The sequence below is a fragment of the Streptomyces sp. NPDC079141 genome, assembly GCF_040686775.1.
In the GTDB taxonomy this organism is placed as follows: Bacteria; Actinomycetota; Actinomycetes; order Streptomycetales; family Streptomycetaceae; genus Streptomyces.
Window position 1 is genome coordinate 516,168 of the sequence record NZ_JBFBLP010000003.1, and the last position, 25,401, is coordinate 541,568.

Annotated in this window: 20 protein-coding genes; 9 read left to right on the forward strand and 11 right to left on the reverse strand. The window is 71.7% G+C overall.

The annotated features are described in order from the left end of the window. Nucleotides 1-86: 86 nt before the first annotated feature. The 4 genes from AB0Q90_RS12035 to AB0Q90_RS12050 are packed head-to-tail and all read right to left on the reverse strand — an operon-like array spanning nucleotide 87 to nucleotide 4,242. Nucleotides 87-911 (reverse strand): carbohydrate ABC transporter permease, encoded by an 825-nt coding sequence (locus AB0Q90_RS12035; protein ID WP_363160575.1) that lies wholly within the window; start codon nucleotides 909-911, stop codon nucleotides 87-89. Continuing rightward, on the reverse strand, nucleotides 908-1,828 hold the full coding sequence (locus tag AB0Q90_RS12040) for a sugar ABC transporter permease (protein ID WP_363160576.1): 921 nt from the start codon (nucleotides 1,826-1,828) through the stop codon (nucleotides 908-910). The genes AB0Q90_RS12035 and AB0Q90_RS12040 overlap by 4 nt, the downstream gene beginning before the upstream one ends. A 2-nt stretch (nucleotides 1,829-1,830) precedes the next feature. Next, entirely contained in the window at nucleotides 1,831-3,156 is a 1,326-nt protein-coding gene (locus tag AB0Q90_RS12045) for an ABC transporter substrate-binding protein (RefSeq protein WP_363160577.1), read from the reverse strand. 54 nt (nucleotides 3,157-3,210) lie between these two features. Next, nucleotides 3,211-4,242 carry a LacI family DNA-binding transcriptional regulator gene (locus AB0Q90_RS12050; protein ID WP_363160578.1) on the reverse strand — a complete coding sequence of 344 codons (1,032 nt, stop codon included), beginning with the start codon at nucleotides 4,240-4,242 and terminating at the stop codon, nucleotides 3,211-3,213. Between the two features lie 70 nt (nucleotides 4,243-4,312). On the opposite strand from AB0Q90_RS12050, the gene AB0Q90_RS12055 reads away from it, so the two are divergent. Further along, complete coding sequence (locus tag AB0Q90_RS12055) at nucleotides 4,313-6,409, forward strand: glycoside hydrolase family 36 protein (RefSeq protein ID WP_363160579.1); 2,097 nt, start codon at nucleotides 4,313-4,315, stop codon at nucleotides 6,407-6,409. Here AB0Q90_RS12055 and AB0Q90_RS12060 read toward each other — a convergent pair. Beyond that, nucleotides 6,388-8,607 (reverse strand): glycosyl hydrolase, encoded by a 2,220-nt coding sequence (locus AB0Q90_RS12060; protein ID WP_363160580.1) that lies wholly within the window; start codon nucleotides 8,605-8,607, stop codon nucleotides 6,388-6,390. The two genes, AB0Q90_RS12055 and AB0Q90_RS12060, sit on opposite strands and share 22 nt — an antisense overlap. Nucleotides 8,608-8,879: 272 nt before the next feature. On the opposite strand from AB0Q90_RS12060, the gene AB0Q90_RS12065 reads away from it, so the two are divergent. The 5 genes from AB0Q90_RS12065 to AB0Q90_RS12085 all read left to right on the forward strand — a co-directional run bounded on the left by AB0Q90_RS12065 (nucleotide 8,880) and on the right by AB0Q90_RS12085 (nucleotide 14,299). Beyond that, nucleotides 8,880-9,989: a GNAT family N-acetyltransferase gene (locus AB0Q90_RS12065; protein WP_363160581.1), complete on the forward strand. Its 1,110-nt coding sequence runs from the start codon at nucleotides 8,880-8,882 to the stop codon at nucleotides 9,987-9,989. Nucleotides 9,990-10,073: 84 nt separating this feature from the next. Beyond that, a complete protein-coding gene (locus tag AB0Q90_RS12070) occupies nucleotides 10,074-11,303 on the forward strand; it encodes a DegT/DnrJ/EryC1/StrS family aminotransferase (RefSeq protein WP_363160582.1) in 1,230 nt (409 codons plus the stop codon). A gap of 169 nt (nucleotides 11,304-11,472) precedes the next feature. Next, nucleotides 11,473-12,597, forward strand: coding sequence for a Gfo/Idh/MocA family oxidoreductase (locus AB0Q90_RS12075; protein ID WP_363160583.1), 1,125 nt, complete (start codon nucleotides 11,473-11,475; stop codon nucleotides 12,595-12,597). After that, nucleotides 12,594-13,505, forward strand: a complete 912-nt coding sequence (locus AB0Q90_RS12080; protein WP_363160584.1) for a PmoA family protein — start codon at nucleotides 12,594-12,596, stop codon at nucleotides 13,503-13,505. Before AB0Q90_RS12075 ends, AB0Q90_RS12080 begins: the two co-directional genes overlap by 4 nt. 95 nt (nucleotides 13,506-13,600) lie before the next feature. Further along, complete coding sequence (locus tag AB0Q90_RS12085; protein WP_363160657.1) at nucleotides 13,601-14,299, forward strand: cupin; 699 nt, start codon at nucleotides 13,601-13,603, stop codon at nucleotides 14,297-14,299. Between the two features lie 15 nt (nucleotides 14,300-14,314). Here the strand turns inward: AB0Q90_RS12085 and AB0Q90_RS12090 are convergent, their stop codons facing one another. The 3 genes from AB0Q90_RS12090 to AB0Q90_RS12100 form a co-directional block, all read right to left on the reverse strand. Continuing rightward, nucleotides 14,315-15,370, reverse strand: a complete 1,056-nt coding sequence (locus AB0Q90_RS12090; protein ID WP_363160586.1) for a glycerophosphodiester phosphodiesterase family protein — start codon at nucleotides 15,368-15,370, stop codon at nucleotides 14,315-14,317. Between the two features lie 194 nt (nucleotides 15,371-15,564). Beyond that, a complete protein-coding gene (locus tag AB0Q90_RS12095) occupies nucleotides 15,565-17,823 on the reverse strand; it encodes a heavy metal translocating P-type ATPase (protein ID WP_363160587.1) in 2,259 nt (752 codons plus the stop codon). A gap of 72 nt (nucleotides 17,824-17,895) precedes the next feature. Next, nucleotides 17,896-18,198 (reverse strand): heavy-metal-associated domain-containing protein, encoded by a 303-nt coding sequence (locus AB0Q90_RS12100; protein ID WP_363160588.1) that lies wholly within the window; start codon nucleotides 18,196-18,198, stop codon nucleotides 17,896-17,898. Nucleotides 18,199-18,384: 186 nt separating this feature from the next. Between AB0Q90_RS12100 and AB0Q90_RS12105 the strand changes: the two genes are divergently transcribed. After that, the gene (locus AB0Q90_RS12105) at nucleotides 18,385-19,353 is read left to right on the forward strand and encodes a hypothetical protein (protein ID WP_363160589.1); all 969 of its coding nucleotides are present in this window, start codon (nucleotides 18,385-18,387) and stop codon (nucleotides 19,351-19,353) included. A 57-nt stretch (nucleotides 19,354-19,410) separates the two neighbouring features. On the opposite strand, the gene AB0Q90_RS12110 is transcribed toward AB0Q90_RS12105, so the two are convergent. Continuing rightward, complete coding sequence (locus AB0Q90_RS12110; protein WP_363160590.1) at nucleotides 19,411-21,246, reverse strand: glycoside hydrolase family 15 protein; 1,836 nt, start codon at nucleotides 21,244-21,246, stop codon at nucleotides 19,411-19,413. Nucleotides 21,247-21,325: 79 nt separating this feature from the next. Further along, nucleotides 21,326-22,105 carry a DeoR/GlpR family DNA-binding transcription regulator gene (locus AB0Q90_RS12115; RefSeq protein WP_363160591.1) on the reverse strand — a complete coding sequence of 260 codons (780 nt, stop codon included), beginning with the start codon at nucleotides 22,103-22,105 and terminating at the stop codon, nucleotides 21,326-21,328. Between the two features lie 123 nt (nucleotides 22,106-22,228). On the opposite strand from AB0Q90_RS12115, the gene AB0Q90_RS12120 reads away from it, so the two are divergent. Together AB0Q90_RS12120 and AB0Q90_RS12125 are read left to right on the forward strand one after the other, a co-directional pair. After that, entirely contained in the window at nucleotides 22,229-23,110 is an 882-nt protein-coding gene (locus AB0Q90_RS12120; protein WP_363160592.1) for an SIS domain-containing protein, read from the forward strand. 20 nt (nucleotides 23,111-23,130) lie between these two features. After that, a complete protein-coding gene (locus AB0Q90_RS12125) occupies nucleotides 23,131-23,985 on the forward strand; it encodes a class II fructose-bisphosphate aldolase (RefSeq protein WP_363160593.1) in 855 nt (284 codons plus the stop codon). Nucleotides 23,986-24,005: 20 nt separating this feature from the next. Here the strand turns inward: AB0Q90_RS12125 and AB0Q90_RS12130 are convergent, their stop codons facing one another. Continuing rightward, a complete protein-coding gene (locus tag AB0Q90_RS12130; RefSeq protein ID WP_363160594.1) occupies nucleotides 24,006-25,139 on the reverse strand; it encodes a methyltransferase in 1,134 nt (377 codons plus the stop codon). Nucleotides 25,140-25,401 lie beyond the last annotated feature (262 nt).

Here is a 25,401-nt window from a genome sequence, read left to right on the forward strand (position 1 = left end):
CGGCTACTCCAAGTGCGGCGGTGAGCAGGGCGGTTCTGAAACGGGACCTCGTGCGGGTGAGGGCGATCACGCTGTTGGACCTCCGGTCATTTGACGGCTCCACTGGTGATTCCGGACACGATCTTTCGCTGGCCGACGAGGAACACGGCCACCATCGGCAGGCTCATCACCACGACGTACGCGAAGACGAGATGCCAGTTGTTGAGGTAGAGCTGGGCACTGGCCACCTGGTAGAGGTTCAGCGGCAGGGTCGCCCGATCCCCGCCGCCGAGGACGAAGAAGGCGTAGAAGATGTCGCTCCAGGCGTAGAGCATCACCATGATCGTCGCGGTGGCGATCACCGGCCGGAGCAGGGGCAGGACGATCCGCGCGAAGATCCGCCACGGCGGCGCCCCGTCGATCCGGGCCGCCTCCTCCAGCTCCATGGGGATGGCGCGGATGAAACCGGTCATGAAGAAGATCGACGTCGAGAGGTACATGCCGGTGTACACGGCGATCATTCCGGGCCGGGAGTTCGCCAGGCCCAGCTGCCGCAGCTCCATCACGATGGTGATGACGGCGGGCGGCAGCAGCAGCCCGCTGATGCACAGCGCGTACGCCGCCGAGACCAGCCTGGACTTTCGGCGGGCGAAGACCCAGGCCGCTCCTGCCCCGAGGAGCAGGACCAGGACCACCGAAGGCACCACGACGAGCAGGGAGTTGACGAACCCGCGCAGCATCTCGCCCTCGCTGACGGCGTCGGCGTAGTTGCCGCCGGGCTGCCAGTGCCGGGGCAGGTCGAGATTGGGCCTGACCGCCTCCGCCTGCGGCTTGGCCGAGGTGACGGCGACCAGCCACAGCGGGACGCCGACGGCGAGCCCGGCGAGCAGGACGACGAGGGTCGGGCGGCCGTACCGCCATGCCGCGGTCACAGCAGCTGCTCCCTGCGCCTGAGCCCGACGACCAGGGGAATCGCCACGGCGACCACGACCAGGAACAGGACCAGGCTCATCGCGGAGGCCTGGGCGTACAGGCCCTGTCCGAAGATCCGGAACATATAGATGTTGAAGACCTCGGTGGAGGCCGCCGGCCCGCCGCCGGTGGTGGCCTGCACGATGTCGAAGGTGTTCATCGAGCCGATCAGCGCCGTGGTGACGTTGAAGGTGACGGCCGGCGCCAGCATCGGCCAGCGCACCGACCAGAAGGTCCGCCAGGGTCCCGCGCCGTCCATCCGGGCGGCCTCCAGCATGTCGCCGGGCACGCCCTTCAGCCCTGCCAGATAGATCAGCATGGCCAGGCCCATCCACTTCCAGCCGTGGATCACGGTCACCACGACCAGCGTCCACGTCGTCGAGCCCAGCCAGGGAACGTCCGTCCCCAGAAGGGAGTTGACGGCACCGTCCTGGTCGAGCAGGGCCTGGAAGACGTAGCCCGTGGCGAGCGCCGAGATCAGCACCGGCAGGAAGAAGACCGCGCGGAAGAACCGGTTGAAACGGGTGTCGGCCTCCAGCAGCAGCGCCAGCCCCAGCCCGAAGCCGTTCTGGAACAGGGCCGCCAGCAGCGCGTACAGCAAGGTCGTGCGGATCGCCCGCAGCAGCGAGCCGTCGTCGGCGATCGTGCGGAAGTTGTCCAGGCCGGTGAAGGCGATGTCGGGGTGGTAGGAGGACCAATTGGTGAACGGGTAGTAGAAGTTGAGCAGGTTGGGGACCAGGAAGAAGCCCGCGAAGACGGCGATCGCGGGCAGCGCGAACCACCACGGATGGTGCACGGCCGCGCGCGGCAGCCGCCCCACTCGCTTCGGCGCGCCCGTCACGGGCGCGGGCTGGGTACGTACGACCGTGTCCGCCATCGTCAGAACCCGGGCGCGCCCTGCGCCTTGGCGACCTGGGCGAACTGGTCCTGGATGGCCTGCGCGACCTGCTGCGGATCCTTCTTGCCGAAGATCATGTCGGCGAGGTAGAGGTGGGTGTCCGGGGCGACGATCGCCTTGGCCTGGAAGACGCCGATGGCCTTGGGCAGGGCCGCCACCTGGTCCTTGGACGTCTGCGGCAGACCGTCGGGGGTGGGCACGGACGGCTGCACGGACGGGATCTTCATCGTCTTGATGTAGTCGGCGTAGTCCGGGCCGAGCCAGAAGGCGAGGAACTGCCGGGCCGCGTTCTGCCGCTTCTCGTCACCGGTCTTGAAGGCGACCACGCCGTTGGTCTGGTCGGGGGAGTACAGGCCCGCGGCCGAGGAGTTGGCGACCGGGAACCAGCCGATCCTCTCGTCGATCTCGGCGGTGGAGTACTTGGCCTGCAACTGGCTCTGGAAGGAGGTGACGTTGAGGACCATGCCGACCTCGCCCTTCCACAGCGCGTCGGCCTGCCCGGTGAACGTGCCCGTCCGGTAGTTCTTCTGGGCCAGCCCCGCGTCGAGCAGCTTCTCCTTGTACTTCTTGACCGCGGCGACCACGACCGGGTCGGTCCACTTCTCCTTGTTCTCGTTGAGCCCGTCCCACCACTGCTGGTCGAGATCGGTGAGCTGGACCTGCATCTGCCACTGCAATGGCCACTTGTCGCCGCCGGCCTCGTAGAAGCCGGCGGCGTCGCTACCGTCGACGACCTTGTGGCCCAGGGCCAGGAGGTCGTCGTAGGACTTGGGGAAGTCCTTCTCGCTCAGGCCCGCCTTCTTGAAGACGTCCTTGTTGTAGTAGACGCCGAGCATGGCCGGGCTGGTGACGATCGCCGCGTACCGCTTGCCGTCGATGACGCCGAGCGACTTCTCGGTGTCGCCGAGTCTGCCGACCCACTCCTCGTCGTCAAGAGTGAGGAGGTTCTGCCGCGGCTGGACGAACGGCAGCGTGGAGACGGAGGGCTGCCAGAACATCAGGTCGGGCCGGTCGCCCGAGGCCAGCTTGGTGGGCACGTTCTGTTCGTAGAGGTCCGGGATCGCCTGGGTCTCCACCTCGGCGCCGGTGGCCTTCTCGAAGGCGTCGATGACCTGCTTCGGCGCGTTCACCGTGTTCTGCGCCGTCCACATGGTCAGCTTCACGCCGTCCAGCCGGGCGTTCGGATCGACCGGCGCACCCTGTCCGGTGTCCGCACCGGAGTCGTCGGCGGTGGGGTCGCTGCACGCGGTGGCGGCGAGGCCCAGGGCGCAGATCAGGGCCAGGGCGGGCAGAGCGCTTGTCTTCATCACGTGCCTTTCGCAGAACGGGAGTTCAGGGGGCAGGACGCGGAACGGCTGTGCTCACGAAGGGGACGGCCCCGAGCTCTCCCGCACCACCAGCTCCGGCACGGAGACCGGGTGCGGGGCGACCTGCGCCGACTCCTCCACCGCCCCGTGCAGCAGGGCGAACGCGGCGCGGCCGAGGCCGGTGAAGTCCAGGCGTACGGTCGTCAGGGACGGGGTGAGATAGGCGGCGTGCGGGGCGTCGTCGAAGCCGGCCACGCTGACCTCGCCCGGCACCGTGCGGCCGGCCTCGTGCAGGGCGCGGAGCACACCGAGCGCGAGATCGTCGTTGCCGCACAGGATCGCGGTGACCGCCGGGTCCTTGGCGAGCCTGCGGCCCGCCGCGTGACCGCCCGCCGGACCCCAACTGCCCTGTACCGGGCGGGGTTCGGGGGCTCCGGCCTCTTTGAGGGCCTGGCGCCAGCCGCTGGTGCGGGCGCTGGTCCGGCGGGTGCTGGAGGGGATGGCGACGTAGTGCACGGTCTCGTGGCCGAGGGAGAGCAGATGGCGGGTCGCCTCGTAGGCGGCCTGGCGGTCGTCGGTCCACACCCACGGGCGGTCGCCGCCGGGCGGGCTCGCGGGCGTCTCCACCACGCCCACGACCGGCAGTTCGGCGGGTACGGAGGCCAACGCCCGTACTCCGGCCGGGTCGTAGGCGATCACGATCAGTCCGCCGCCGGCGTCCGCCGCGCGCTGCACCTCGGCGGTGACGGCCGCCTGATCGGCCGACTCCAGCACACCGATCCCGACCGCGTAGGACGCGGCACGGGCGGCCTCCTCGATGCCCTGGAGGATGGAGGCGTAGCCGTAGTGGGTGGTGTTGGCGGTGAGCACGGTCACGGCCCGGCTGCGCCCGCTGGCCAGGGCGAGCGCGGTGGCGTTGCGCCGGAAGCCCAGCTCGTCGATGGCGGCGAGGACGCGTTCCCGGGTGGACGGCTTGACGCTGGGGTGGCCGTTGATCACCCGGGAGACGGTCTGGTAGGAGACGCCGGCAGCGGTGGCGACGTCCCTGATGCTCGCCGGGCGCCTTGTGTGACCGGTCACATTCATGCCAGGATTGTGACCGGTCACACAGGGGTCGTCAAGAGACCGTAACGAGGGATTCACGAGGGGGAGCACCTTGGCCGGTAGCGCGGACGCGGATCTCAACGACACGCAGGGGACGTTCACTTGGGGTCACGCCGAGTTCGCCGTGGCCTCGGACGGGACGCTGCGGCTGGTCCGGCTGGGCGACACCGCGCCCGCGGACCCGGAGGGTGCCTTGCCCCTCGTGGAGCTCACCGCCCTCGGTCACGGCAGCGGATGGTCCGGCCCGCGCTTCACCGGCACGGCCCTCGGCGCACGCCTGAAATACCGTGGCCACCGCACCGGCAGACGCGGCGACTGGGCGTGGCTGACGGCCGAACTCCACGACCCGGCCACCCGGTTGACGGCGTTCGCCGAGCTGTCCTCCCCGGTCGGGACCGCCGTCCTGCGTTCCCGGGTACGGCTGCGCAACGACGGCGACGAGCCCCTCGTCGTCCAGTCCGTCACCAGCCTGCTGCTGGCCGGCCTGCCCTCCCCGGACGCCCTCGACGTCCACCGGGCGCGCAACGACTGGCTGGCGGAGTGCCGTTGGTGGACCGAGCCGCTGCGCTCCACCGTCGCCGACATCAACGTCGACGCCCACCAGCACGACAGTCGGGCCGCCCTCGCCCTCACCGGGCGCGGCAGCTGGCCCACCGACGGCCATCTGGCCATGGGGGCGGTCACCGACCGTACGAGCGGGGCGACTTGGCTGTGGCAGATCGAGTCCCCGGCCGGCTGGCGCTGGGACCTCGGCGAGCGGGCGCACGGCACGTGTCTCGCGCTGAACGGCCCCACGGACGCCGAGCACCAGTGGCGGGTCCGGCTGGCGCCGGGCGAGGAGTTCACCACCGTGCCGGCGGCGCTCGCGCTCGGCTCCGGGTTCGACGAGGCGCTCGGCGCGATGACCTCGTACCGCCGGGCGGTGCGCCGCCCGCACCCGGACCACACGCGGCTGCCGGTCGTCTTCAACGACTACATGAACACGCTGATGGGCGACCCGACCACCGCGAAGCTGCTGCCCCTGATCGACGCCGCCGCCAAGGCGGGGGCGGAGTACTTCTGTATCGACTCGGGCTGGTACGACGACGACACCGAGGGCTGGTGGGACAGTGTCGGCGAGTGGCAGCCGTCCGCGCGGCGCTTTCCCGACGGCGGGATCCGGGCTGTCCTGGACCGGATCCGGGAGCGCGGCATGGTGCCCGGACTGTGGCTGGAACCGGAGGTGGTCGGCGTGCGCAGCCCCGTCGCCGCCGCCCTGCCGCCGGAGGCCTTCTTCCGGCGCGACGGCGTCCGCCTCACCGAACAGGGCCGCCACCAGCTGGACTTGCGGCACCCCGCGGCCCGCGCCCACCTCGACAAGACGGTGGACCGGATCGTCGGCGACTGGGGCGTGGGCTATCTCAAGCTGGACTACAACATCGCCGTCGACCCCGGCACCTGCGCCCCGGACGACCTCGCCCCGGGCGCCGGACTGCTCGGCCACGCCCACGCCTACCTGGACTGGCTGTCCGACGTACTGGACCGCCACCCGGGGCTGGTGATCGAGAACTGCGCCTCGGGCGGCCTGCGCATGGACGGCGCCACGCTCGCCGTCGCCCAGCTCCAGTCCACCAGCGACCAGCAGGACCCCCTGCGCTACCCGCCGATCGCCGCCGCCGCACCGACGGCGGTGCCGCCGGAACAGGGTGCGGTGTGGGCCTACCCGCAGCCCGAGTACGACGACGACCTGATCGCCTTCACGCTGGGCAGCGCACTGCTGGGCCGTATCCACCTCTCCGGGCACCTCGACCGGATGACGGAGCCCCAACTCGCCCTGGTTCGCGAGGCCGTGGCGACCTACCGGACGATCCGCGGCGACCTGGCCCGGTCAGTGCCCTTCTGGCCGCTCGGCCTGCCCGGCTGGACGGACGAGTGGCTGGCGCTGGGGCTTCGCACCGACGCCACCGCCTACCTCTCCGTCTGGCGCCGGGGTGGCCCGGCCGACATCCGGCTGCTCGTCCCTCATCTGGCAGGCCGCACGGTGCGGCCGGAGATCCTGCACCCCTCCCGCCCCGACGCCGGTTCGGTCGCCTGGGACGGGGAGGGGCTGCGGGTGTCCGTGCCGCACACGCCCGGGGTGCTGCTGATTCAGCTCACCGTCAGCTCGTAGAACCCCCTCCCGAACGTCGCCGCCACCAGCCGCTGGTGGCCCGCGTCGTACTCGATGTCGTCGACCGGGACGGCAGGCATGCCGCGGCCGAGGCGGAGCCAGTGGCGGCCGCCGGTGAGGCTGGTGAACACGCCCTGGTCGGTGGCGACATGGAGGGCGCCGCCGCGGGCGACGACCAGGTCGTTGACGGGGGCCGAGGGGAGGTTGCCCGACAGGTCGCGCCAGTGGGCGCCGCCGTCGGTGCTGCCGTAGACGTGGGGCAGCGGGGAGCCGGCGCGGTAGGCGGAGTGGGTCGTCCAGACCCGGTCGGGGTTCTTCGGGTCGACGACCACGCGGGTGACCCAGGGGCGGCCCTCGGCGAGTTTGGTCCAGGTCGCGCCGAGGTCCTTGGTGACCCAGACGCGGCCGTCGTCCGTGCCGACGTACACGGTGCGTCCGTCGGAGGCCGGGGCGATCGAGGTGATCGTGCCGAAGTTGGTGTAGATCGGGTCGGCGCCCGGGCCGCCGGTCAGGTCGGGGCTGATGGACTGCCAGGTCACGCCGCCGTCCGTGGAGCGGTTGAGGACCTCGGAGCCGTAGTAGAGGATCTTCGGGTCGCGCGGGTCGAAGGCCACCGGGGTGAACCAGTTGCGGCGCTTGAACGTCGTGGCGTTCGCGAAGTACGTGAGCGTGTCGCCGCCGTCGGTGGAGCGGAAGCAGTTGCCGTACTGGTAGCAGGCGAAGACGTTGTTCACGTCGGTCGGGTTGATCAGGTTCTCCTCGCCGTCGCCGCCGAGGTACTCGTTGAACCCGTCCCCGCCCCAGGAGCGCAGCGAGCCGTTGTCCTGGGCGCCGCCGGAGATCCGGGTGACGTCCTGCGGGCTGATGGCGGCGCTGTAGAGCTGGGTGTAGGGCTCGTGGCGGGCCTTGACCCAGCCGCCGTCACCGTCGGCGTCGGAGCGGTAGACGCCGCCGTCGTTGCCGAGGTAGACCCGGCCCGGGTGCCGTGGGTCCCACACCATGGCGTGGTGGTCGACGTGGATGCTGGTGTCGTCCGCCGACCAGGTCCCTCCGCCGTCCTTCGTGGTCAGCAGGGCGACGCCGGCCACATGCACATGGTCGGAGTCGCGGGGGTCGATCCACACCTTGCCGAACCACCAGCCGAAGCTGGACTGGGAGGAGGTGAGCGCGGCGTTGTCCGGCGAGCGGGTCCAGCTGTCGCCGCCGTCGGAGGAGGCGTAGAAGCCCTCGAAGGGGCCGCTGGTCTTGTTGACGATCGCATAGAGCCTGTCGCCCGCCACGGCCAGCCCGATCCGGCCCACGTCCGGGCCCTGGGCGGGCAGTCCGCCGCCCAGCCGCTGCCAGGTCTCGCCGTCGTCGTCGCTGCGGAAGACGCCCGAGCCGACACCGCCGTAGGTCCTCAGGTCGGGCCGTCGGCGGTGGTCCCACATGACGGCGTACAGCCGGTCGCCGTCCTTGATGATCTCGGTGGCGCCGGTGAACTCATTGGCGCCGGTGAGGATCCGCTCCCAGGTGGCTCCGCCGTCCTCGGTGCGGTAGACACCGCGGTCGCCGCCGCCGTTGTAGAGCGAACCTGACGCCGCCACATAGATGCGGCGGGGGTCGGCCGGGTCGATGGTGATCGCGCTGATCGCGCCCGAGTCGCGCAGTCCGAGCGGCTGCCAGCTCCTGCCGCCGTCCTTGCTGCGGTACAGGCCCGTCCCCTCGTAGGTGATGCTGCCGCCGCCCGGATTGGGCTCGCCGGTGCCGACGTACAGGGTGCCGTCCGGGGCGGTGGCCACCGCGCCCATGGCCTGGGTCCAGCTGTCGGGCCACACCGAGTGGAAGGTCGACCCGGCGTCGGTGCTGCGCCACAGGCCGCCGCTGGCCGCCGCCGCGTACAGGGTGTCGGCGCGCTTCGGGTCGAGCGCGAGCGACACGATCCGGCCGCCGATGTTGGTGGGGCCGACGCTCTTCCAGCGGTTGCCCACGGTGGGCAGTTCCCGTGCCTCGGCCGCGGCGAGGTCATGGGCGTGCCGGGGTATCGACTCGCCCGGCAGGGTCTTCTGCAGATAGCGGTACTCCGCCGGCGCGGCCGGCCCGCGCACCGGCCGGTACACGTCCGACGGCGGAGGCGGCGGCGCCGCGGACGCCGGCGCCGCGAGCAGCGCGGCTCCGGTGACCGTGGCGAGCACCAGCGACAGCAGACCTCTGCCCATGAGAACCCCTTCGTAGTCATGGCCGCGACAATCCGCAACGACGGTACGGGAGAGGTGAGTTGAGCAGAAGGGTGCGTCCGATGCCGGGGGTGGATATCCGAAACCTGCGCTTCCGTTACGACCGGCACCCTTGACAGTGTGCGTGACCTTTCGCCACGTTTGATCCCTGCCGAACTGTTCGGATGGCGGCCCGTGTTCACACATCCGAGCCGACGGAAGAGGGGCGTGACGCGGTACGGCGTCACGGGGGGAACTGGGGGGAGCGATCGCCCATGCGATCCATGAGCAGCACCGGAACGGACATCAGCATCCACAGACCCGACGACCTGAGCCCCGCACAGCGCGCGGCCTGGCACCGGGCGATGGACGAATCGCCCGAATACGCCAACCCGTTCCTGTCGCCGGAGTTCGCCGCCGGCGTCGGCAGACACCGCGGCGGCGTGCAGATCGCGGTCCTGCGCGAACACGGCGAGGCCGTCGGCTTCCTGCCCTACGAACGCAACCTCCTCGGCATCGGCCGGGCCGTCGGCCTCGGACTCTCCGACTGCCAGGCCCTCGTGCACCGGCCCGGGATCATCTGGGACACCGAGGAACTGCTGCGCGCCTGCGGGCTCGCCAGCTTCGAGTTCGACCATCTCGTCGAGGAGCAGAAACCGTTCGGCCGCCATGTCACCGGGATGTTCGCCTCACCGGTGATCGACCTCAGGCCCGGCGACGGCGACTACGCGACCTGGCTGCGCGCCACCTACCCCGGCCAGGCCAAGACGACGCTGAAGAAGGAACGCCGGCTCGCCCGCGACTTCGGCGAGGTGCGGTTCGTCTTCGACGAACGCGACCCGCAGGTGCTGCGCCGCCTCATGGAGTGGAAGTCCGCCCAGTACCGCAGGACCGGACGCATGGACCGGTTCGCCCGGCCCTGGATCGTCCACCTGGTGGAGGACCTCTTCCGGCTCCAGGAGGAGCACTTCACCGGCGTGCTCTCCGTCCTCTACGCCGGGGACCGCCCGGTCGCCGCGCACTTCGGGCCCCGCTCCCGCACCGTGCTCGCGGCCTGGTTCACCGCCTACGACCCCGCGTTCCACTACTACTCGCCCGGGCTGATGATGCACCTGCGCACCGCGGAGGCGGCGGCCCGCAACGGCGTGCGGGTCGTGGACCTCGGGCGCGGCGACAAGGAGTACAAGGACTGGCTCAAGACGCGCGAACTGCGCGTGGGCGAGGGGTTCGCGGTCCGCCCCCACCCGGTGGCCGCGGCACACCGCATGTGGCGCAGACCCGTCCGCGGGCTGCGGAACACGGTGCTGGCCCATCCCGCCCTGCGGGAGCCGGCCGACCGGTTACTGAGGACGGTCGGCACGCTGCGCTCCGCGCGCCGGGCCTGAGCAGACAGCCGCACGGCTCCCCTCGGCGTGCTCCACCGCGCCGTGTCCGTCCCACTCCTCGCCGGAAGAACGGAAGAACTGACGATGCCGTACGGATCGCGGCTGGCCGCGACGATGACAAAGCGGCTCGGACGCGAATGCGTCTACACCCCCTCGGCGCGCCTGGCCCTGTACCTCGCCCTGCGGCGCTGGTGCCGGCCGGGCGCACGCGTCTTGATGTCGCCGGTGAACGACGACGTGATCCTCTTCGTGGTCCTGGCCGCCGGACTGCGCCCGGTCATGGCCCCCGTCTCCGTGTGGGACGGCAACATCGACCCGGCCGCCGTCCCCGACTCCACCTGGCGCGAGGTCGACGCCGTCCTGACCACCAACCTCTACGGCATACCCGACCGTGTGGTGGAACTGCGCCACCGCTGCGACCAGCTGGGCATCCCGCTCATCGAGGACGCCGCGCACGCCATCGGCACCCATGTCGACGGGCAGCCCATCGGGACCTTCGGGACGGCGGCCGCGTTCAGCCTCTCCAAGCATGTGGCGGCGATGGCCGGCGGCTTCCTCGCGGTCGAGGACGCGCGCACCCGCCGCGAGCTGGAGCTGCTGCGCGACGACCTGCTGGCCCCGCGCCGGCTGCGCGAGGACCTGACCGTCACCCTGCGCCCCCTCGCCCGCTCCACCGTCCGCACCCTGCGCCTGGTGCGCCCCGTGTGGCGCACGATGCAGCGCCTCGGGCTGCTGGAGCGCGACGACTTCCGCATGGAGCTGCATGCGCCGCGTCTGTCCGGCTGCGCCCGCTCGGCCCCCAGCCTGACCGCCTACGAGCCGTGGGTCCGCGTCGATCTGCACGGCTTCCGCAGCCGCCACGGCTCCTTCGTCCGCGGACAGCTGGGCCTGCGGATGGCCCGCCTCGACGAGGACCTCGCCCGGCGCCGGGCCGGCGTGCTGCTGCTGTCGGGCACCGCCTGGGCCTCCGCGCCGCTGCACGAGCGCACGGTCCACCACGGACCGCTCCCGCTCTTCCGGGTCCCGCTCCTGGTCCACGGCCGCGACGCCCTCCTGGACCGCCTGGTCGACCACGGCATGGTGTGCGGCTATGTCTACGACCCCCCGCTCGACGACTACGCGGGCGCCGAGTTCGTCGAACCGTCCCCCGATCCGGCGCCCGCCCGCTGGTTCGCCTCCCACGTCCTGCCGGCCGACCCGCTGCTCGCCCGCCGGGTCGTCGCCGCCCTGACGAAGGAACGGGTGGCGACCGCGCGCCCCGCGTTCCCGGCCCCCGTCCGGGACACCGCGCCTCCGGCGCCGCTGGGCCAGTAGCGACGGGCAAGCAGCCCTCGTAACCCCCCTCAGGGCCCCTGACGTGAGAAAAAAGCCTCGTCAATGTCCCTGCGGGGGGTTGTTCGGACATTCTTCGGCGCCTTAGGGTCAGCCTTCGAAGGCAAGCGCTTTCTGCTGGCATGTCCGACGGCCGTTCGAGGAGCGCCGCATGTCCCTGCCCCCTGGGCCCCCCGTCCGCCGCCGCGTCGCCGTCGTCGGCACCGGCGCCATCGTCAGCGGCAGCCACCTGTCCGCGCTCACCGCGCACGCCGACCGGACGGAACTGGTCGCCGCCGTCGATGTCGACCAGGAGCGCCTCGACGCCTTCCGGGAGCTCGCGGGCGAGCACGTGACCGGGTACACCTCCGTCGAGTCCATGCTCGACGCCGTACGCCCCGACCTGGTGCTCATCGGCACCCCGCCGTCCCTGCACCGGGAGCAGACGGTGGCCGCGCTCAAGGCGGGCGCCTGGGTGCTGTGCGAGAAGCCGCTCACGCTGTCCCTCGCCGAGTACGACGAGATCGCGGCGGCCGAGCAGGCATCCGGCGGGTACGCGTCCGTGATCTTCCAGCACCGGTACGGCTCCGGGGCCGTGCACGCCCGCGAGCTGATCACGGGCGGCGAGCTGGGCGCCCCGCTGGTCGCGCACTGCCAGACCACCTGGCACCGCGACGCCGCGTACTACGCGGTGCCGTGGCGCGGCCGGTGGGCCAGCGAGGGCGGCGGGCCGACCATGGGACACGGCATCCACCAGTACGACCTGCTGCTGCACCTGCTCGGCGAGTGGGACGAGATCCGCGCCATGGCCGGGCGCCTGGTCCACGACACCGAGAGCGAGGACGTCTCCACCGCCCTGGTGCGGTTCGCGAACGGCGCCCTCGCCACCGTCGTCAACAGCGTCCTGTCCCCGGACGAGGTCAGCCGCATCCGCATCGACTGCGCCGACGCGACGGTCGAGCTGACCCACCTGTACGGCCACCGCAACACCGACTGGGTCTACACCCCGGCCCCGCACGTCGCCGCCGCCCGCGCCGCCTCCTGGGGCATCCCCGCCACCGACGTGCCCAGCTCGCACACCGCCCAGCTCGGCGCCCTGCTCGACGCGTACGACGCCGGCGTACGGCCGCCCGGCAGCGGCCCGGAGGCCCGCGCCACGCTCGAATTCGCGGCCGCCCTGTACAAGTCGGCGTTCACCGGCCTGCCGGTCCGCTCCGGCGAGATCCGCCCGGGTGATCCTTTCTATGCGGCGATGCACGGCGACCACCCCGACTGGGCCCCCAAGGAGCGCGCATGAGCATCCGAGTCAGCCATGCGCACGGCGAGCACATCGCGGTCGCGACGGCCGACGGCACGGAGATCCTCCGCTACGTCTACCGCCCCGACCCGGACGCCTTCGAGTCCCGCAAGCCCTACGCCCACCCGCTGCGCACCCTCGGAGGGCGCACGGTGACCGGATACCGCCCCAACGACCACCGCTGGCACAAGGGCCTGCAGATGACCGCGAGCCATCTGTCCGGCCAGAACTTCTGGGGCGGCAACTGCTACGTCCACGGCCAGGGCTATCTGCGCCTGCCCGAACGGGTCGGCTCGATGCGGCACGACGGCTTCCCGCTGGTCGCCGCGGACGAGGACCGTCTCACCGTCGCGGAGGACCTCACCTGGGTCGCCAACGACGGCCGGGAATGGGCCCGCGAAGAGCGCGGCATCACCGTCCACTCGGTCGACGAGGAGGCCGGCGCCTGGGCCCTGGACTGGTCGATCCGGCTCACCAACATCCGCGACGAGCCGCTGGCGTTCGGCTCCCCGACCACCGCCGGCCGGGAGATGGCCGGGTACACGGGCTTGCAGTGGCGCGGCCCGCGCGACTTCACCGGCGGCACGGTCTTCGCGCCCGGCACCGACGCCGAGAAGCTGATGGGTTCGCAGAGCCCCTGGCTCGCTTTCACCGCCGAGCACGACGACGTCGACGCGCACTCCACGGTCGTGTTCGCACATGCGCCGGAGAACGAGAAGGCGATTCACGAATCCCACTGGTTCGTGCGCTCCGAGCCGTTCCCGACGGTCGCGTTCTCCTGGGCCTTCTTCGAGGAGTTCGCGCTGCCGCCGGGCGAGTCCTTCGACTACCGCTACCGGGTGGTGATCGCCGACGGGGCGTGGGACCAGGAGCGGGTGGACGCGCATCTGGCGGGGCTGGCGTGGTGACGGGTGGGGATGTGCCCGCGGAGCCCGCGGCGGTGTCGGGTGGGGATGCACCCGCAGAGCCCGCGGCGGTGACGCCCGGCGGCCCGCTCCACCCGCTGCCCGGCGCCGTCGGTCTGTCCCACCTCAGCGCCTACGACTGGGAGGCCGCCGACGGCGTGTGCGGTGGCAGCCCACATCTGCATCTGGTGTGCACCGAGGCGTACGTCGTCACCGGTGGCCGGGGCGCCGTGCAGACCCTGAGCCCCGACGGCTACCGGGACATCCCGCTGGAGGCGGGCTCGGTGGCCTGGTTCACGCCCGGCACCGTGCACCGCATGGTGCAGGACGGCGGTCTGCGCATCACCGTCCTGATGCAGAACAGCGGCCTGCCCGAGGCCGGGGACGCGGTGTTCACGTTCCCGCCCGAGGTGCTGGCCGACCCCGAGCGGTACGCGGCCGCGGCCACCCTGCCGCCCGGCACGGGCGCCGACACGGCCGCGGCCGCCCGGCGCCGCAGGGACCTCGCCGTCGAGGGCTACCTCGCCCTGCGCGAGGCCCTCGTCGCGGGCGACGACGGGCCGTACCGGGAGTTCCAGCGCGCCGCGGCCCGGCTGGTGCGGGACAAGGTCCCGGCCTGGCGCGAGCTGTGGCGCGCCGGTGCGCTGGCCGCCGCCGAGCGCACCGGCTCCCAGCTCGACGCCCTGGCCGCCGGAGAGCCCTCGTATCTCGAAGAGGCGACCGCTCACCGGACCACGCCCACCCGGATCGGCGGCTACGGCATGTGCGGCCGACGCGACGAGTACAGCCTGCCGTAGGAGCGCCGCTGCCGATCAGCGCGGCTCGTACGCCTTGGGCAGGCGCATCCCGCGGTCGGCCATGATCTGCCGCACCCGGTCGGGGTAGTTGGTGATGATGCCGTCGACGCCCGCGTCCATCAGCGCCGCCACGGTCGCCGGGTCGTCGCAGGTCCACGGGACGACCTTCAGGCCGCGGGCGTGTGCCGCCTCCACCATGGCCGCGTCGGCGTAGAACCGGAAGCCGGGGTCGCCGACCTTGCCGTTCTGCGGGAAGCCGTAGTTGGGGGAGAGGGTGGTGACGCCGGGGAGGGCGGCGGCCGCCTTCACGAAGTCGCCGTCGTAGTCGTCGGCGTCGATGCCGCCGAGCCACGGGGAGGCGCCGGGCTTGCCGACCTGGAGGAAGTCGTAGTTGGTGAGCGCCACCAGCGGCCAGCGGGGCGCCAGTTGGTGCATCGCCTTCAGCGCGCCCCAGTCGAAGGACTGGATGGTGACCTGCTTCTCGATCCCGGAGGCGTGGATCTCCTCGTAGACCCGGCGCACGAACAGCTCGCGCGGCGCGGTCTGTTCGGGCGCGCCCGCCTCGACCTTCGTCTCGACGTTGAGGGTGACCTGGCGCGCCTTGTAGCGCTTGACCAGGTTCAGCACGTCCGTCAGCTCGATCATCCGCAGGCCGTCGATCTGCTCCTGCTCGGGGTGGCCGGGCAGCTGCTGGTAGCCGCAGTTCATGGTTCTGATCTGGGCCAGCGTCAGATCCTTGATGAACTTGCCGACGTACGGGTACATCGGGTCGCCCGGCACGAGGGGCGCGGTGTCCCGGCACTTGGCGGCGCTGACCTGCCGGTCGTGGGTGACGACGACCTTCTCGTCCTTGGTGATCTGCGTGTCCAGCTCCAGCGTGGACACGCCGAGGCGCAGGGCCTTGGCGAAGCCCTCCAGGGACGACTCGGTGGTCATCCCGAGCCCGCCGCGGTGGGCCTGGAGGTCGAACTGGGTCTTCTGCGGCAGCGTGCCGGTCGTGGCATGGGCGGCCACCGGCGACAGGAGCAGCGGCACCAGCGCCAGGCCGGCGAGGACATGTCGTGAGGACATCGCAACCTCGATCGTGTGGGTTGGGGCGACCACAAGACGTTAGTCCCGCGGCGGTCGCGATCAACCCCCTCCGACATGAGGGAGCCGTGAACGCCGGGCGAACGCCCGCTCGTTCACGGCAGAAGCCCGGCGGCCGACCCCGTCGGCCGCCCGCGAAGGGGGCTGACGGAGCCAGCCGCTCTGTGTCGGTGTCTTCACCGGTCGATGGGCTGGAATCCGCGCAGTCGGAGGCTGTTGCCGACGACGAAGACGGAGGAGAAGGCCATGGCCGCTCCGGCGAGCATGGGGTTGAGGAGTCCGGCGGCGGCCAGGGGGAGGGCGGCGATGTTGTAGGCGAAGGCCCAGAACAGGTTGGAGCGGATGGTTGACAGGGTGCGGCGGGCCAGGCGGATGGCGTCGGCCGCGGCGCGCAGGTCGCCGCGGACCAGGGTGAGGTCGCCGGCTTCGATGGCGGCGTCGGTGCCGGTGCCCATGGCCAGGCCGAGGTCGGCCTGGGCGAGGGCGGCGGCGTCGTTGACGCCGTCGCCGACCATGGCGACCGAACGGCCCTCGCCCTGCAGGCGCTTGATGACGTCGACCTTGTCCTGGGGCAGGACCTCGGCGATGACGTGCTCGGGCGCGATGCCGACCTGGCGGGCCACGGACTCGGCCACGGCCTGGTTGTCGCCGGTGAGCAGGATCGGGGTCAGACCGAGCGCGCGCAGCCTCTTGATCGCCTCGGGGCTGGTGTCCTTCACCGCGTCGGCGACCTCCAGGACCGCCCGTGCCTCGCCGTCCCAGGCCACCGCGATGGCGGTACGCCCGGCCGCCTCGGCGTCGGCCTTGGCGCGGGCCAGCTCCACGGGCAGCTGGATCGCCCACTCGTCGAGCAGCTGCTCGCGGCCGACGAGGACCGCGTGGCCGTCGACGATGCCCTGCACGCCGAGCCCGGTGATGTTCGCGAAGTCCTCCGGGGTGGGCAGGGTGGTGAGCTTGGTCAGGGCGGCGTCGGCGACGGCGCGGGCGATGGGGTGCTCGGAGGCGTGCTCCAGCGCGCCGGCCAGCCGCAGCACCTCCGCCTCCTCGGCGTTGTCGGTGGTGTGCACGGCCAGGAGGGTCATGCGGCCGGTGGTGACGGTGCCGGTCTTGTCCAGCACGATGGTGTCGACGCGGCGGGTGGACTCCAGGACTTCCGGGCCCTTGATGAGGATGCCGAGCTGGGCGCCGCGACCGGTGCCGACCAGCAGCGCGGTCGGGGTGGCCAGACCCAGGGCGCACGGGCAGGCGATGATCAGCACCGCGACCGCGGCGGTGAACGCGGCCGTCAGGCCGGCGCCGTTGCCGAGCCAGAAGCCCAGGGTGCCCAGCGCGAGGGCGATCACCACCGGCACGAACACCGCGGAGATCCTGTCGGCGAGCCGCTGGGCGGCTGCCTTGCCGTTCTGCGCGTCCTCCACCAGCTTCGCCATGCGGGAGAGTTGGGTGTCGGCGCCGATCCGGGTGGCCTCGACGACCAGGCGGCCGCCGGCGTTGAGGGTGGCGCCGGTGACGGTGTCCCCGACGCCGACCTCGACCGGCACGGACTCGCCGGTGAGCATGGAGGCGTCCACCGCGGACGAACCCTCCACCACCACACCGTCGGTGGCGATCTTCTCGCCGGGCCGCACCAGGAACCGGTCGCCCACCGCCAACTCGCTCACCGCGATGCGCACTTCACGGCCGTCCCGCAGTACGGTGACGTCCTTCGCGCCCAGCTCCAGCAGCGCCTTCAGCGCCGCCCCGGCCTTGCGCTTGGAGCGCGCCTCGAAGTAGCGCCCGGCCAGGATGAACGCGGTGACTCCGGCGGCGGCCTCCAGATAGATGTTCCCGGCCCCGTCAGTGCGGGCGATGGTCAACTCGAAGGGGTGCGTCATCCCCGGCTCACCGGCCGTGCCGAAGAACAGCGCCCACAGCGACCACAGGAACGCCGCCGCAGTGCCCACCGAGATCAGCGTGTCCATGGTGGCCGCGCCGTGCCGGGCGTTGGTGACGGCCGCCTTGTGGAAGGGCCAGGCCGCATACGTCACCACCGGCGCCGCCAGCGTCAGCGACAGCCACTGCCAGTACTCGAACTGCAGCGCCGGCACCATCGCCATCGCGATGACGGGCACCGCCAGCACCACCGCCGTGACCAACCGCTCCCGCAGCGGCCGCAGTTCGTCGGACGTCTCGACGGCCGCCTCGGCCTCCGGCTCCGGCGAGGGCGCCTGTGCCGTGTACCCGGTCGCCTCCACCGTCGCGATGAGGTCCTGGACATCAACGTCCGCGCCGTAGGTGACCTTCGCCTTCTCCGTGGCGTAGTTGACGGTGGCCTCGACCCCCTCCATCCGGTTCAGCTTCTTCTCGATACGCGCGGCGCACGAGGCGCAGGTCATGCCCCCGATGGCGAGCTCTATATCGGCGGACGCGGTGGATGCGGTAGTCGCGGTGGTCATGTCTGCTCCTCATACGGGACGGGAGGCCGGGACCCGGGGTGAGCCGGGTCCCGGCGGGTGCGGGAAGTGCGGTCAGGCCCGGCCGGTCAGCTCGTAGCCGGCCTCGTCGACGACCCCGGCCACGAGGACGTCGTTCGGTTCCGTGGCGCTGGTGACCGTGACCAGGCCGGTGTCGAGGTCGACGTCGACACCGGTCACGCCGTCCAGCTCGCCGATGACCTTGGTGAGCGTGGCCTTGCAGTGGCCGCAGGTCATGCCGGCGACGGCGTAGGTCGTGGTGATGCCGGCGGTGGTCTGCGCGGGGGCGGCGGACGTGGTCGAGCAGGTGCCGGAGGGGGAGCAGCAGGACGTGGGTGCGGACGTGGACGTGGACATGGGGTTCCTCCCGAGTGTGGGTCGATAGGGCCTGGATACCCGTCGGGGGTATCCTTGCCGAGTTCATGTATACCCCTGGGGGGTAACGAAGGCAAGCCCGGATTCGAGTTGACTTTATACCCCCTAGGGGTATGGTGAGCGGCATGGAAGGCCTCGTAGGGAGGCCCTGACACCCGGGAGACCGCCATGCATGCCGGACTGAAGATCACCGCGTTCGCCGCCGGCCTGGCCGCCACATTCGGCACCGCCTACGGAGTCGGCCAGGGCGTGGGACCGGTCGCGGATGACCCCGCGCCCGCCCGCCACGAGAGCCACGGCGAGGCCTCACCGGCGGCCGAGGGGAGCGAGCGGGCCCCGGCCGCCGCTGCACAGTCCCCGGCCGGCGGGCTCCAGATCTCCGAGGGCGGCTACACCCTCGACCTGCGCACCCAGGCCGTCACGGCCCGCGAGCGCAGCGACCTGAGCTTCGTCATACGCGACGCAAAGGGCCGCGCGGTCACCGCCTACGAGCGCGAGCACGACAAGGAGCTCCACCTCATCGTCGCCTCACGCGACCTGGTCACCTACCGGCATCTGCACCCCACCCGCGCCGCCGACGGAACCTGGAGCACCCCCGTCGACCTGCCCCGCGCGGGCGGCTACCGGGTCTTCGCCGACTTCACCCCGGCGAAGAAGGGCGCCGAGAACCTCACCCTCGGTGCCGACCTCGCCGTATCCGGACGGTACGAGCCGCAGCGACTGCCCAAGCAGGAGGCCACCGCCGAGGTCGACGGCTACCAGGTCAGCCTGGACGGCGCTCTGCGCCCCGGCGCGGAGAGCGAGGTAAAGCTGAGGGTCTCGCGCGACGGCAAGCCCGTCACCGACCTCCAGCCCTACCTCGGCGCCTACGGCCACCTCGTCGCCCTGCGCTCCGGCGACCTCGCCTACCTGCACGTCCACCCCAACGGCGAACCCGGCGACGGCAGGACGAAGCCCGGTCCGGACGTCTCCTTCGGCGCCACCGCGCCGAGCGGCGGCAGCTACCGGCTCTTCCTCGACTTCAAGCACGATGGCGAGGTCCACACGGCGGCCTTCACGGTCCGGGCCGGGACGGCGGCGCCGGCACCCTCCGCCCCGTCGCAGGAGGCCACGCACGACTCGGGCCACGGGCACTGATGGCCCGCCCCCGGGCGACCCGACGGGCCGGCAGGCAGCCCCTGCCGGCCCGGTCTCTCAGCCCAGCGCCCGGTCCAGGTTGAACGCGGCGCTGATCAGGGCCAGATGGGTGAACGCCTGTGGGAAGTTGCCCTGTTGCTCACCGGTGTGGCTGATCTCCTCGGCGTAGAGGCCGAGATGGTTGGCGTAGGTGAGCATCTTCTCGAAGGCCAGCCGGGCTTCGTCGACGCGTCCGGCGTGCACCATGGCCTCGACGTACCAGAACGAGCAGATCGAGAACGTGCCCTCGTCGCCGTGCAGCCCGTCGGGGCTCGCCTGCGGGTCGTAGCGGTAGACCAGCGAGTCGGAGACCAGGTCGGCGGTCAGGGCGTCCAGTGTGGACAGCCACTTGGGGTCGGTGGGCGCGACGAACTTCGTCAGCGGCATCATCAGTACGGCCGCGTCGAGCACGTCGTCGTCCTCGTGCTGGACGAACGCCTGACGCGTCTCGGACCAGCCCTTGCTCATGATCCGCCGGTAGATGGTGTCCCGGCAGTTGCGCCAGCGCACGATGTCGGCCGGCAGTCCGCGCCGGTTGGCCATGCGGATGGCCCGCTCGATCGCCACCCAGCACATCAGCCGCGAGTACAGGAAGTTCTTGCGCCCGCCCCGGGTCTCCCAGATGCCCTCGTCCGGCTGGTCCCAGTGCTCGCAGACCCAGTCGACCAGCGCGCACACGTCGTCCCACTGGTCGCTGGAGATGGGCTGCGCCCACTTGTCGTAGAGGTAGATCGAGTCGATCAGGGCGCCGTAGATGTCGAGTTGGAGCTGGTCGGCGGCGGCGTTGCCGATGCGTACCGGCGCGGAGCCGTGGTGGCCCTCCAGGTGGTCGAGTTCGCGCTCGGTCAGATCGGTGCGGCCGTCGATGCCGTACATGATCTGCAGGGGCCCCGAGGGCTTGCCGTCGCCGGGGCTGATGTGCCGGGTCACGAACTTCATGAACGCCTCGGCCTCGCCGGTGAACCCCAGCCGCAGCAGCGCGTACACGCAGAAGGCGGCGTCGCGCACCCACACGTACCGGTAGTCCCAGTTGCGTTCGCCGCCGAGCTCCTCGGGCAGGCTGGTCGTCGGCGCGGCGACGATCGCCCCGGTGGGCGCGTACGTCAGCAGCTTCAGGGTGAGTGCCGAGCGGTGCACCATCTCCCGCCAGCGGCCTCGGTACTTGGAGGCGGACAGCCAGCGCCGCCAGTACGCCACCGTGGAGTTGAACTGCTCCTCGGCCTCCGCCCTCGGGCAGCGGCGCGGCGACACCTCGCCGCCCACCTGGTCGAGCGCGAACACCGCGGACTCGCCCTCGGCGAGCTTGAACTCGGCCCGTACGTCCGGGCCGTCGACCTCCAGCGGCACGGTCGCCGTCAGCCCGAGCGACAGCTTGGCGGACTCGAACACGGCGACGTCGCCGACCATCCGGACGCTGTGCCGCTGGCTGCCGTACTCGAAGCGCGGGGCGACCCGGGTGCGGAACGGGATGGAGCCGCGTACGCACAGCACCCGCCGGATCAGCCGATGGCGTTCGCTCTCCACCGGGTTGCCGTCGACCGGCATGAAGTCCTGCACCTCGCCGACGCCGTCCTCGGTGAAGAACCGGGTGATCAGAACGTTGGTGTCGGGAAAGTAGAACTGCTTCGTGCGGGCCGGGACGGCGGCGGCCAGCTCGAAGCAGCCGCCGCGCTCGGCGTCCAGGATCGCGGCGAAGACGCTCGGCGCGTCGAAGGACGGGCAGCAGTACCAGTCGATCGTGCCGTCGGTGCCCACCAGGGCCACGCTGCGCAGATCGCCGATCAGTCCGTGCTCCGCGATCGGCAGATACCGCGTATCCCCCGGAATCTCCCGGTCGCTCGGTGCTGTGCTCATCGCAGCCTCCCGTGGCCCCCGACATGCGCCTGGAATCCCAGACTAGGCCGGAACGGACACCCCCGGGCCGGGAACCGCCTCAGACCGTGACGACCTCGATGCCCGCCTCCTCGAAGCGCCGGACCGTCTCCGGGCCGGCGGCGGTGTCGGTGACGAGCGTGTCCACCGTCTCGGCCGCGCAGATCCGGGCGAACGCCCGCCGGCCCAGCTTGCTGGAGTCCGCCGCCACGACCACGCGCCCGGCGCGCTCGCACAGCAGCCGGTTGATCGCCGCCTCCGCCTCGTCGTTGGCCGCCGCGCCGTGCGTGACGTCGAAGGCGACGACGCCGAGCACCGCGACATCGAGCGTGATCTGCCCCAGCACACCGTCCGCGAGCGGCCCGATGAGTTCGTAGGACTGCGGGCGGGCGACCCCGCCGGTCACCACGATCTTGAACTGGGGGCGTACGGCGAGCTCGTTGGCGATGTTCAGCGCGTTGGTGACGACGGTCAGCGCGGGCGAGCCGGACGACAGATCGCCGCGCACGGCCAGCGCGCGGGCCACCTCGGTCGTCGTGGTGCCGCCGGTCAGCCCCACCGCCTCGCCGGGCGCGACCAGCGCCGCCACCGCCTTGGCGATGCGTTCCTTCTCCGAGGCGTGCCGGGCCGTCTTGTAGCGCAGCGGCAGTTCGTAGGAGACCCCGTGCACGACCGCGCCGCCCCGGGTGCGCACCAGCATCTGCTGCTCGGCCAGCTGGTCGAAGTCACGCCGGATCGTGGCGGCCGAGACCGCCAGCTCGGCGGCCGCCTCCTCGACGTCCAGCCGGCCGCGCTCGACGAGCAGCTCCAGCAGCGTCTTCCAGCGGGCGTCGCGCGACATCCGCACCCTCCGTTCCTCGATCTTCCGCGACCTTAGCGCACCCACCTCTCTCCTCGAATGCTTGATTCTGCTCGAAAGCTCGCAGTATCTTGCAAGAAAAATCAAACCAGGGGAGGGGTGGGCATGACCCACGTCGAAGAGGAACTGGCCGCACAGCCCGAGTGCTGGGCGCGGGCCGCGACGGAGGCGACCGCGCACGGCGAGGTCCTGCCGGCGCCGGGGGAGCGGGTCGCGATCGTCGGCTGCGGCACCTCGTACTTCATGGCGCAGTCCGCCGCAGCGCTGCGCGAGGCCGCAGGCCAGGGGGAGACGGACGCCTTCGCCGCCTCGGAGTTCCCCCGCGGCCGCGCCTACGACCGGGTCGTCGCCCTCAGCCGCTCCGGCACCACGACCGAAGTGCTCGCCCTGCTGGGGGAGTTGCGCGGCCGCACCCGCACCACCGCCGTCACCGCCGACCCGGCCACCCCCGTGATGGCCGCCGCCGACGACGTCGTCGTCCTCGACTACGCCGACGAACGCTCCGTGGTGCAGACCCGGTTCGCGACCACCGCGCTCACCCTGCTCCGCGCCCACCTCGGCCTGCACACCGACGCCGTCCTCGCCGACGCCCGCACCGCCCTGCACGCCCCGCTGCCCCAAGACCTCGTCGAGCACGCCCAGTTCACCTTCCTCGGGCGCGGCTGGACGGTCGGGCTCGCCCACGAGGCCGCGCTGAAGATGCGGGAGGCCGCACAGGCCTGGACCGAGTCCTACCCGGCGATGGAGTACCGGCACGGCCCCATCAGCATCACCACCCGCAACACCGCCACCTGGATGCTCGGCGAGGCGCCCGAAGGCCTGGCCGAGCAGGTCCTCGCCACCGGCGGCACCTGGGTGGCGGGCACCCTCGACCCGCTCGCCGACCTCGTCCGCGCCCAGCGCCTCGCGGTCGCCGTCGCCCGGGCCCGCGGCCTCGACCCGGACCGGCCGCGCCACCTCACCCGCTCGGTCATCCTCGCCGACTGACGCCCACGGAAGGACCCGCCGTGCCCCTCGTCACCACCGGCGAGCTCGTCACCCGCGCCGCCGCACAGCACTCCGCCGTAGCCGCCTTCAACATCATCACGCTGGAACACATCGAGGCCGTCATCGCGGGCGCCGAGTCCGTGCGCACGGCCGTCGTCCTCCAAGTCAGTGAGAACGCCGTCAAGTTCCGCTACGGCCGCCTGCTCCCGCTCGCCCGCGCCGCCGTCGCCTCCGCCGAACGCGCCGACGTGCCCGTGGCCCTGCACCTCGACCACGTCCAGAGCGACGACCTGCTGCGCCAGGCGGCCGGCGCCGGCTTCAGCTCCGTGATGTACGACGCCGCCCGCCTGCCGTACCACCAGAACCTCGCCGCCACCAAGGCCGCCGCCGACTGGGCCCACGCCCAAGGTCTTTGGATCGAGGCCGAGTTGGGCCAGATCGGCGGCAAGGCCGGACAACAGGCCCTCGACGCCCACGCCCCCGGCGCCCGCACCGACCCCGCCCAGGCCCGCGCCTTCGTCACCGACTCCGGCGTGGACGCCCTCGCCGTCGCCATCGGCAGCACCCACGCCATGACCACCCGCACCGCCGCCCTCGACCACGAGCGCCTCAAACGGCTGTCCGCCACCCTGGACGTACCGCTCGTCCTGCACGGCTCCTCCGGCGTGCCGGACGACGAACTCAGCGCGGCGGTCACCGGCGGCATCGCCAAGGTCAACGTCGGCACCGCCCTCAACATCGCCATGACCGGCGCGATCCGCACCTTCCTCGCCGCCCACCCGGAAGCGGTCGACTCACGCAAGTACCTCAGCGTCGGCCGCGAGGCGATGGTGCACGCGGTCGCCGCGATCATCCGCGTCCTCGGCGCTCCCTGACCGCCGGCCCCAACCCTGACCTACCGCTTGACGGCCTTCAGCACCACGAACTTCGGATCACTGGCCACCAGGCGGCTGTTGCCGAACAGCCGCCGCAGCTTCACGTGGTAGCCCAGATGACGGTTGCCGATCACCCACAGCTCACCGCCCGGCTTCAGCGCCCGCTTGGCCCCGGTGAACATCCGCCACGCGGTGGCGTCGGTCGTCGCCTGGTGCGAGTGGAACGGCGGATTGTTCAGCACCAGGTCCACACTGCCGGCCGGCACCCCGGCCAGCCCGTCCCCGACCCGGAACTCGGCATGCCCCGGCACCCCGTTCGCCCGGTAGGTCGCCTCCGCCGAGGCCACCGCCTGGAACGACTCGTCGACGAACAGCACCTCGGCCTGCGGATTGGCCAGCGCCACGGCCGTACCCACCACGCCGTTGCCGCAGCCGAGGTCCACCACCCGCTGAGCGCCCCGGCTGCCCGGCAGATGCTCCAGGAAGAACCGGGTGCCGATGTCCAGCCGGTCGGCGCAGAACACCCCCGCGTGATTGACGACCGTACGCCCCGACACCGCACCCACGCCCTCGGGCAGCGCATACCGGTAGGGCCAGGGGTTGTCCTCGCGCTTGAGCGCGGGATCCGGCGTGCAGAAGACCAGCCGCGCCTTCTTCTCGGCCAGCGAGGTCCGCGTCGGCCCGATGATCCGCTCGAACAGCTTCAGCGTCGAGGTGTGGATCTCCTTCACCATGCCCGTGCCGACGACGACCGTGTCCGCGTGCACGGCGGGCGCAAGGCGCAGCAGCTGGTCCTCCAGCAGGGCCAGGCTCTTCGGGATCCGCACCAGCAGGACGTCGATCCGGGCGGGCGGCGGATCCTGGGTGGTCAGCAGCCGCACGGCACCCGGCTCCACACCCGCCCGCTCCAGGTTCGCGCGGGTCGCCTCCTGCGAGAGGTGGGAGTCGGTGATCTGCACCGGCCGGTGCGCGGCCAGCGCCGTGACCAGCGCGCCCCAGCGGTCCCCGACGACCACGACCGTGCCGGACAGCGGGGTCCCCTCCTCCGCGAGATACCTCAGGAGGTATTCGTCGGAGGCGTCCCAGGCGCGCAGCCTGTCACGCGGGTCCGCGGGAAAACGGGCCAGCGCGAGCTTGCCCCAGGGAGTCGTCATACGGTCGTTCATCGTGCGTCAAGGCTAGCGGAGCCGCAGGTCATGCCGTGTCGGGGCGGGGACGCCAGGCGTCCCCGCCCCCCTCACGGAGAGGTGCGTACGACGGAGCTGTGTCAGTTGCTCGTTCCCGCGCTGTCGCTCGTCGTTTCCTTCTTGTCGAGCGGCCGAATGGTGATCTTCTTCATCATCGGTGCCTCCGGGTGGACAACGGATACGGCCTTGCCAAGGATTCAGCAGTTGTTCAGGATGTCAAGTGGTCTCT

Excerpts from the sequence above, each read along its gene's own strand:
- AB0Q90_RS12100 (WP_363160588.1), bottom strand. The coding sequence starts at position 18,198 with ATGTCCACGTCCACGTCCGCACCCACGTCCTGCTGCTCCCCCTCCGGC.
- AB0Q90_RS12120 (WP_363160592.1), top strand. The coding sequence starts at position 22,229 with ATGACCCACGTCGAAGAGGAACTGGCCGCACAGCCCGAGTGCTGGGCG.
- AB0Q90_RS12040 (WP_363160576.1), bottom strand. The coding sequence starts at position 1,828 with ATGGCGGACACGGTCGTACGTACCCAGCCCGCGCCCGTGACGGGCGCG.
- AB0Q90_RS12045 (WP_363160577.1), bottom strand. The coding sequence starts at position 3,156 with ATGAAGACAAGCGCTCTGCCCGCCCTGGCCCTGATCTGCGCCCTGGGC.
- AB0Q90_RS12075 (WP_363160583.1), top strand. The coding sequence starts at position 11,473 with ATGTCCCTGCCCCCTGGGCCCCCCGTCCGCCGCCGCGTCGCCGTCGTC.
- AB0Q90_RS12080 (WP_363160584.1), top strand. The coding sequence starts at position 12,594 with ATGAGCATCCGAGTCAGCCATGCGCACGGCGAGCACATCGCGGTCGCG.
- AB0Q90_RS12095 (WP_363160587.1), bottom strand. The coding sequence starts at position 17,823 with ATGACCACCGCGACTACCGCATCCACCGCGTCCGCCGATATAGAGCTC.
- AB0Q90_RS12060 (WP_363160580.1), bottom strand. The coding sequence starts at position 8,607 with ATGGGCAGAGGTCTGCTGTCGCTGGTGCTCGCCACGGTCACCGGAGCC.
- AB0Q90_RS12050 (WP_363160578.1), bottom strand. The coding sequence starts at position 4,242 with ATGAATGTGACCGGTCACACAAGGCGCCCGGCGAGCATCAGGGACGTC.
- AB0Q90_RS12130 (WP_363160594.1), bottom strand. The coding sequence starts at position 25,139 with ATGACGACTCCCTGGGGCAAGCTCGCGCTGGCCCGTTTTCCCGCGGAC.
- AB0Q90_RS12090 (WP_363160586.1), bottom strand. The coding sequence starts at position 15,370 with ATGTCCTCACGACATGTCCTCGCCGGCCTGGCGCTGGTGCCGCTGCTC.
- AB0Q90_RS12105 (WP_363160589.1), top strand. The coding sequence starts at position 18,385 with ATGCATGCCGGACTGAAGATCACCGCGTTCGCCGCCGGCCTGGCCGCC.
- AB0Q90_RS12115 (WP_363160591.1), bottom strand. The coding sequence starts at position 22,105 with ATGTCGCGCGACGCCCGCTGGAAGACGCTGCTGGAGCTGCTCGTCGAG.
- AB0Q90_RS12070 (WP_363160582.1), top strand. The coding sequence starts at position 10,074 with ATGCCGTACGGATCGCGGCTGGCCGCGACGATGACAAAGCGGCTCGGA.
- AB0Q90_RS12065 (WP_363160581.1), top strand. The coding sequence starts at position 8,880 with ATGCGATCCATGAGCAGCACCGGAACGGACATCAGCATCCACAGACCC.
- AB0Q90_RS12110 (WP_363160590.1), bottom strand. The coding sequence starts at position 21,246 with ATGAGCACAGCACCGAGCGACCGGGAGATTCCGGGGGATACGCGGTAT.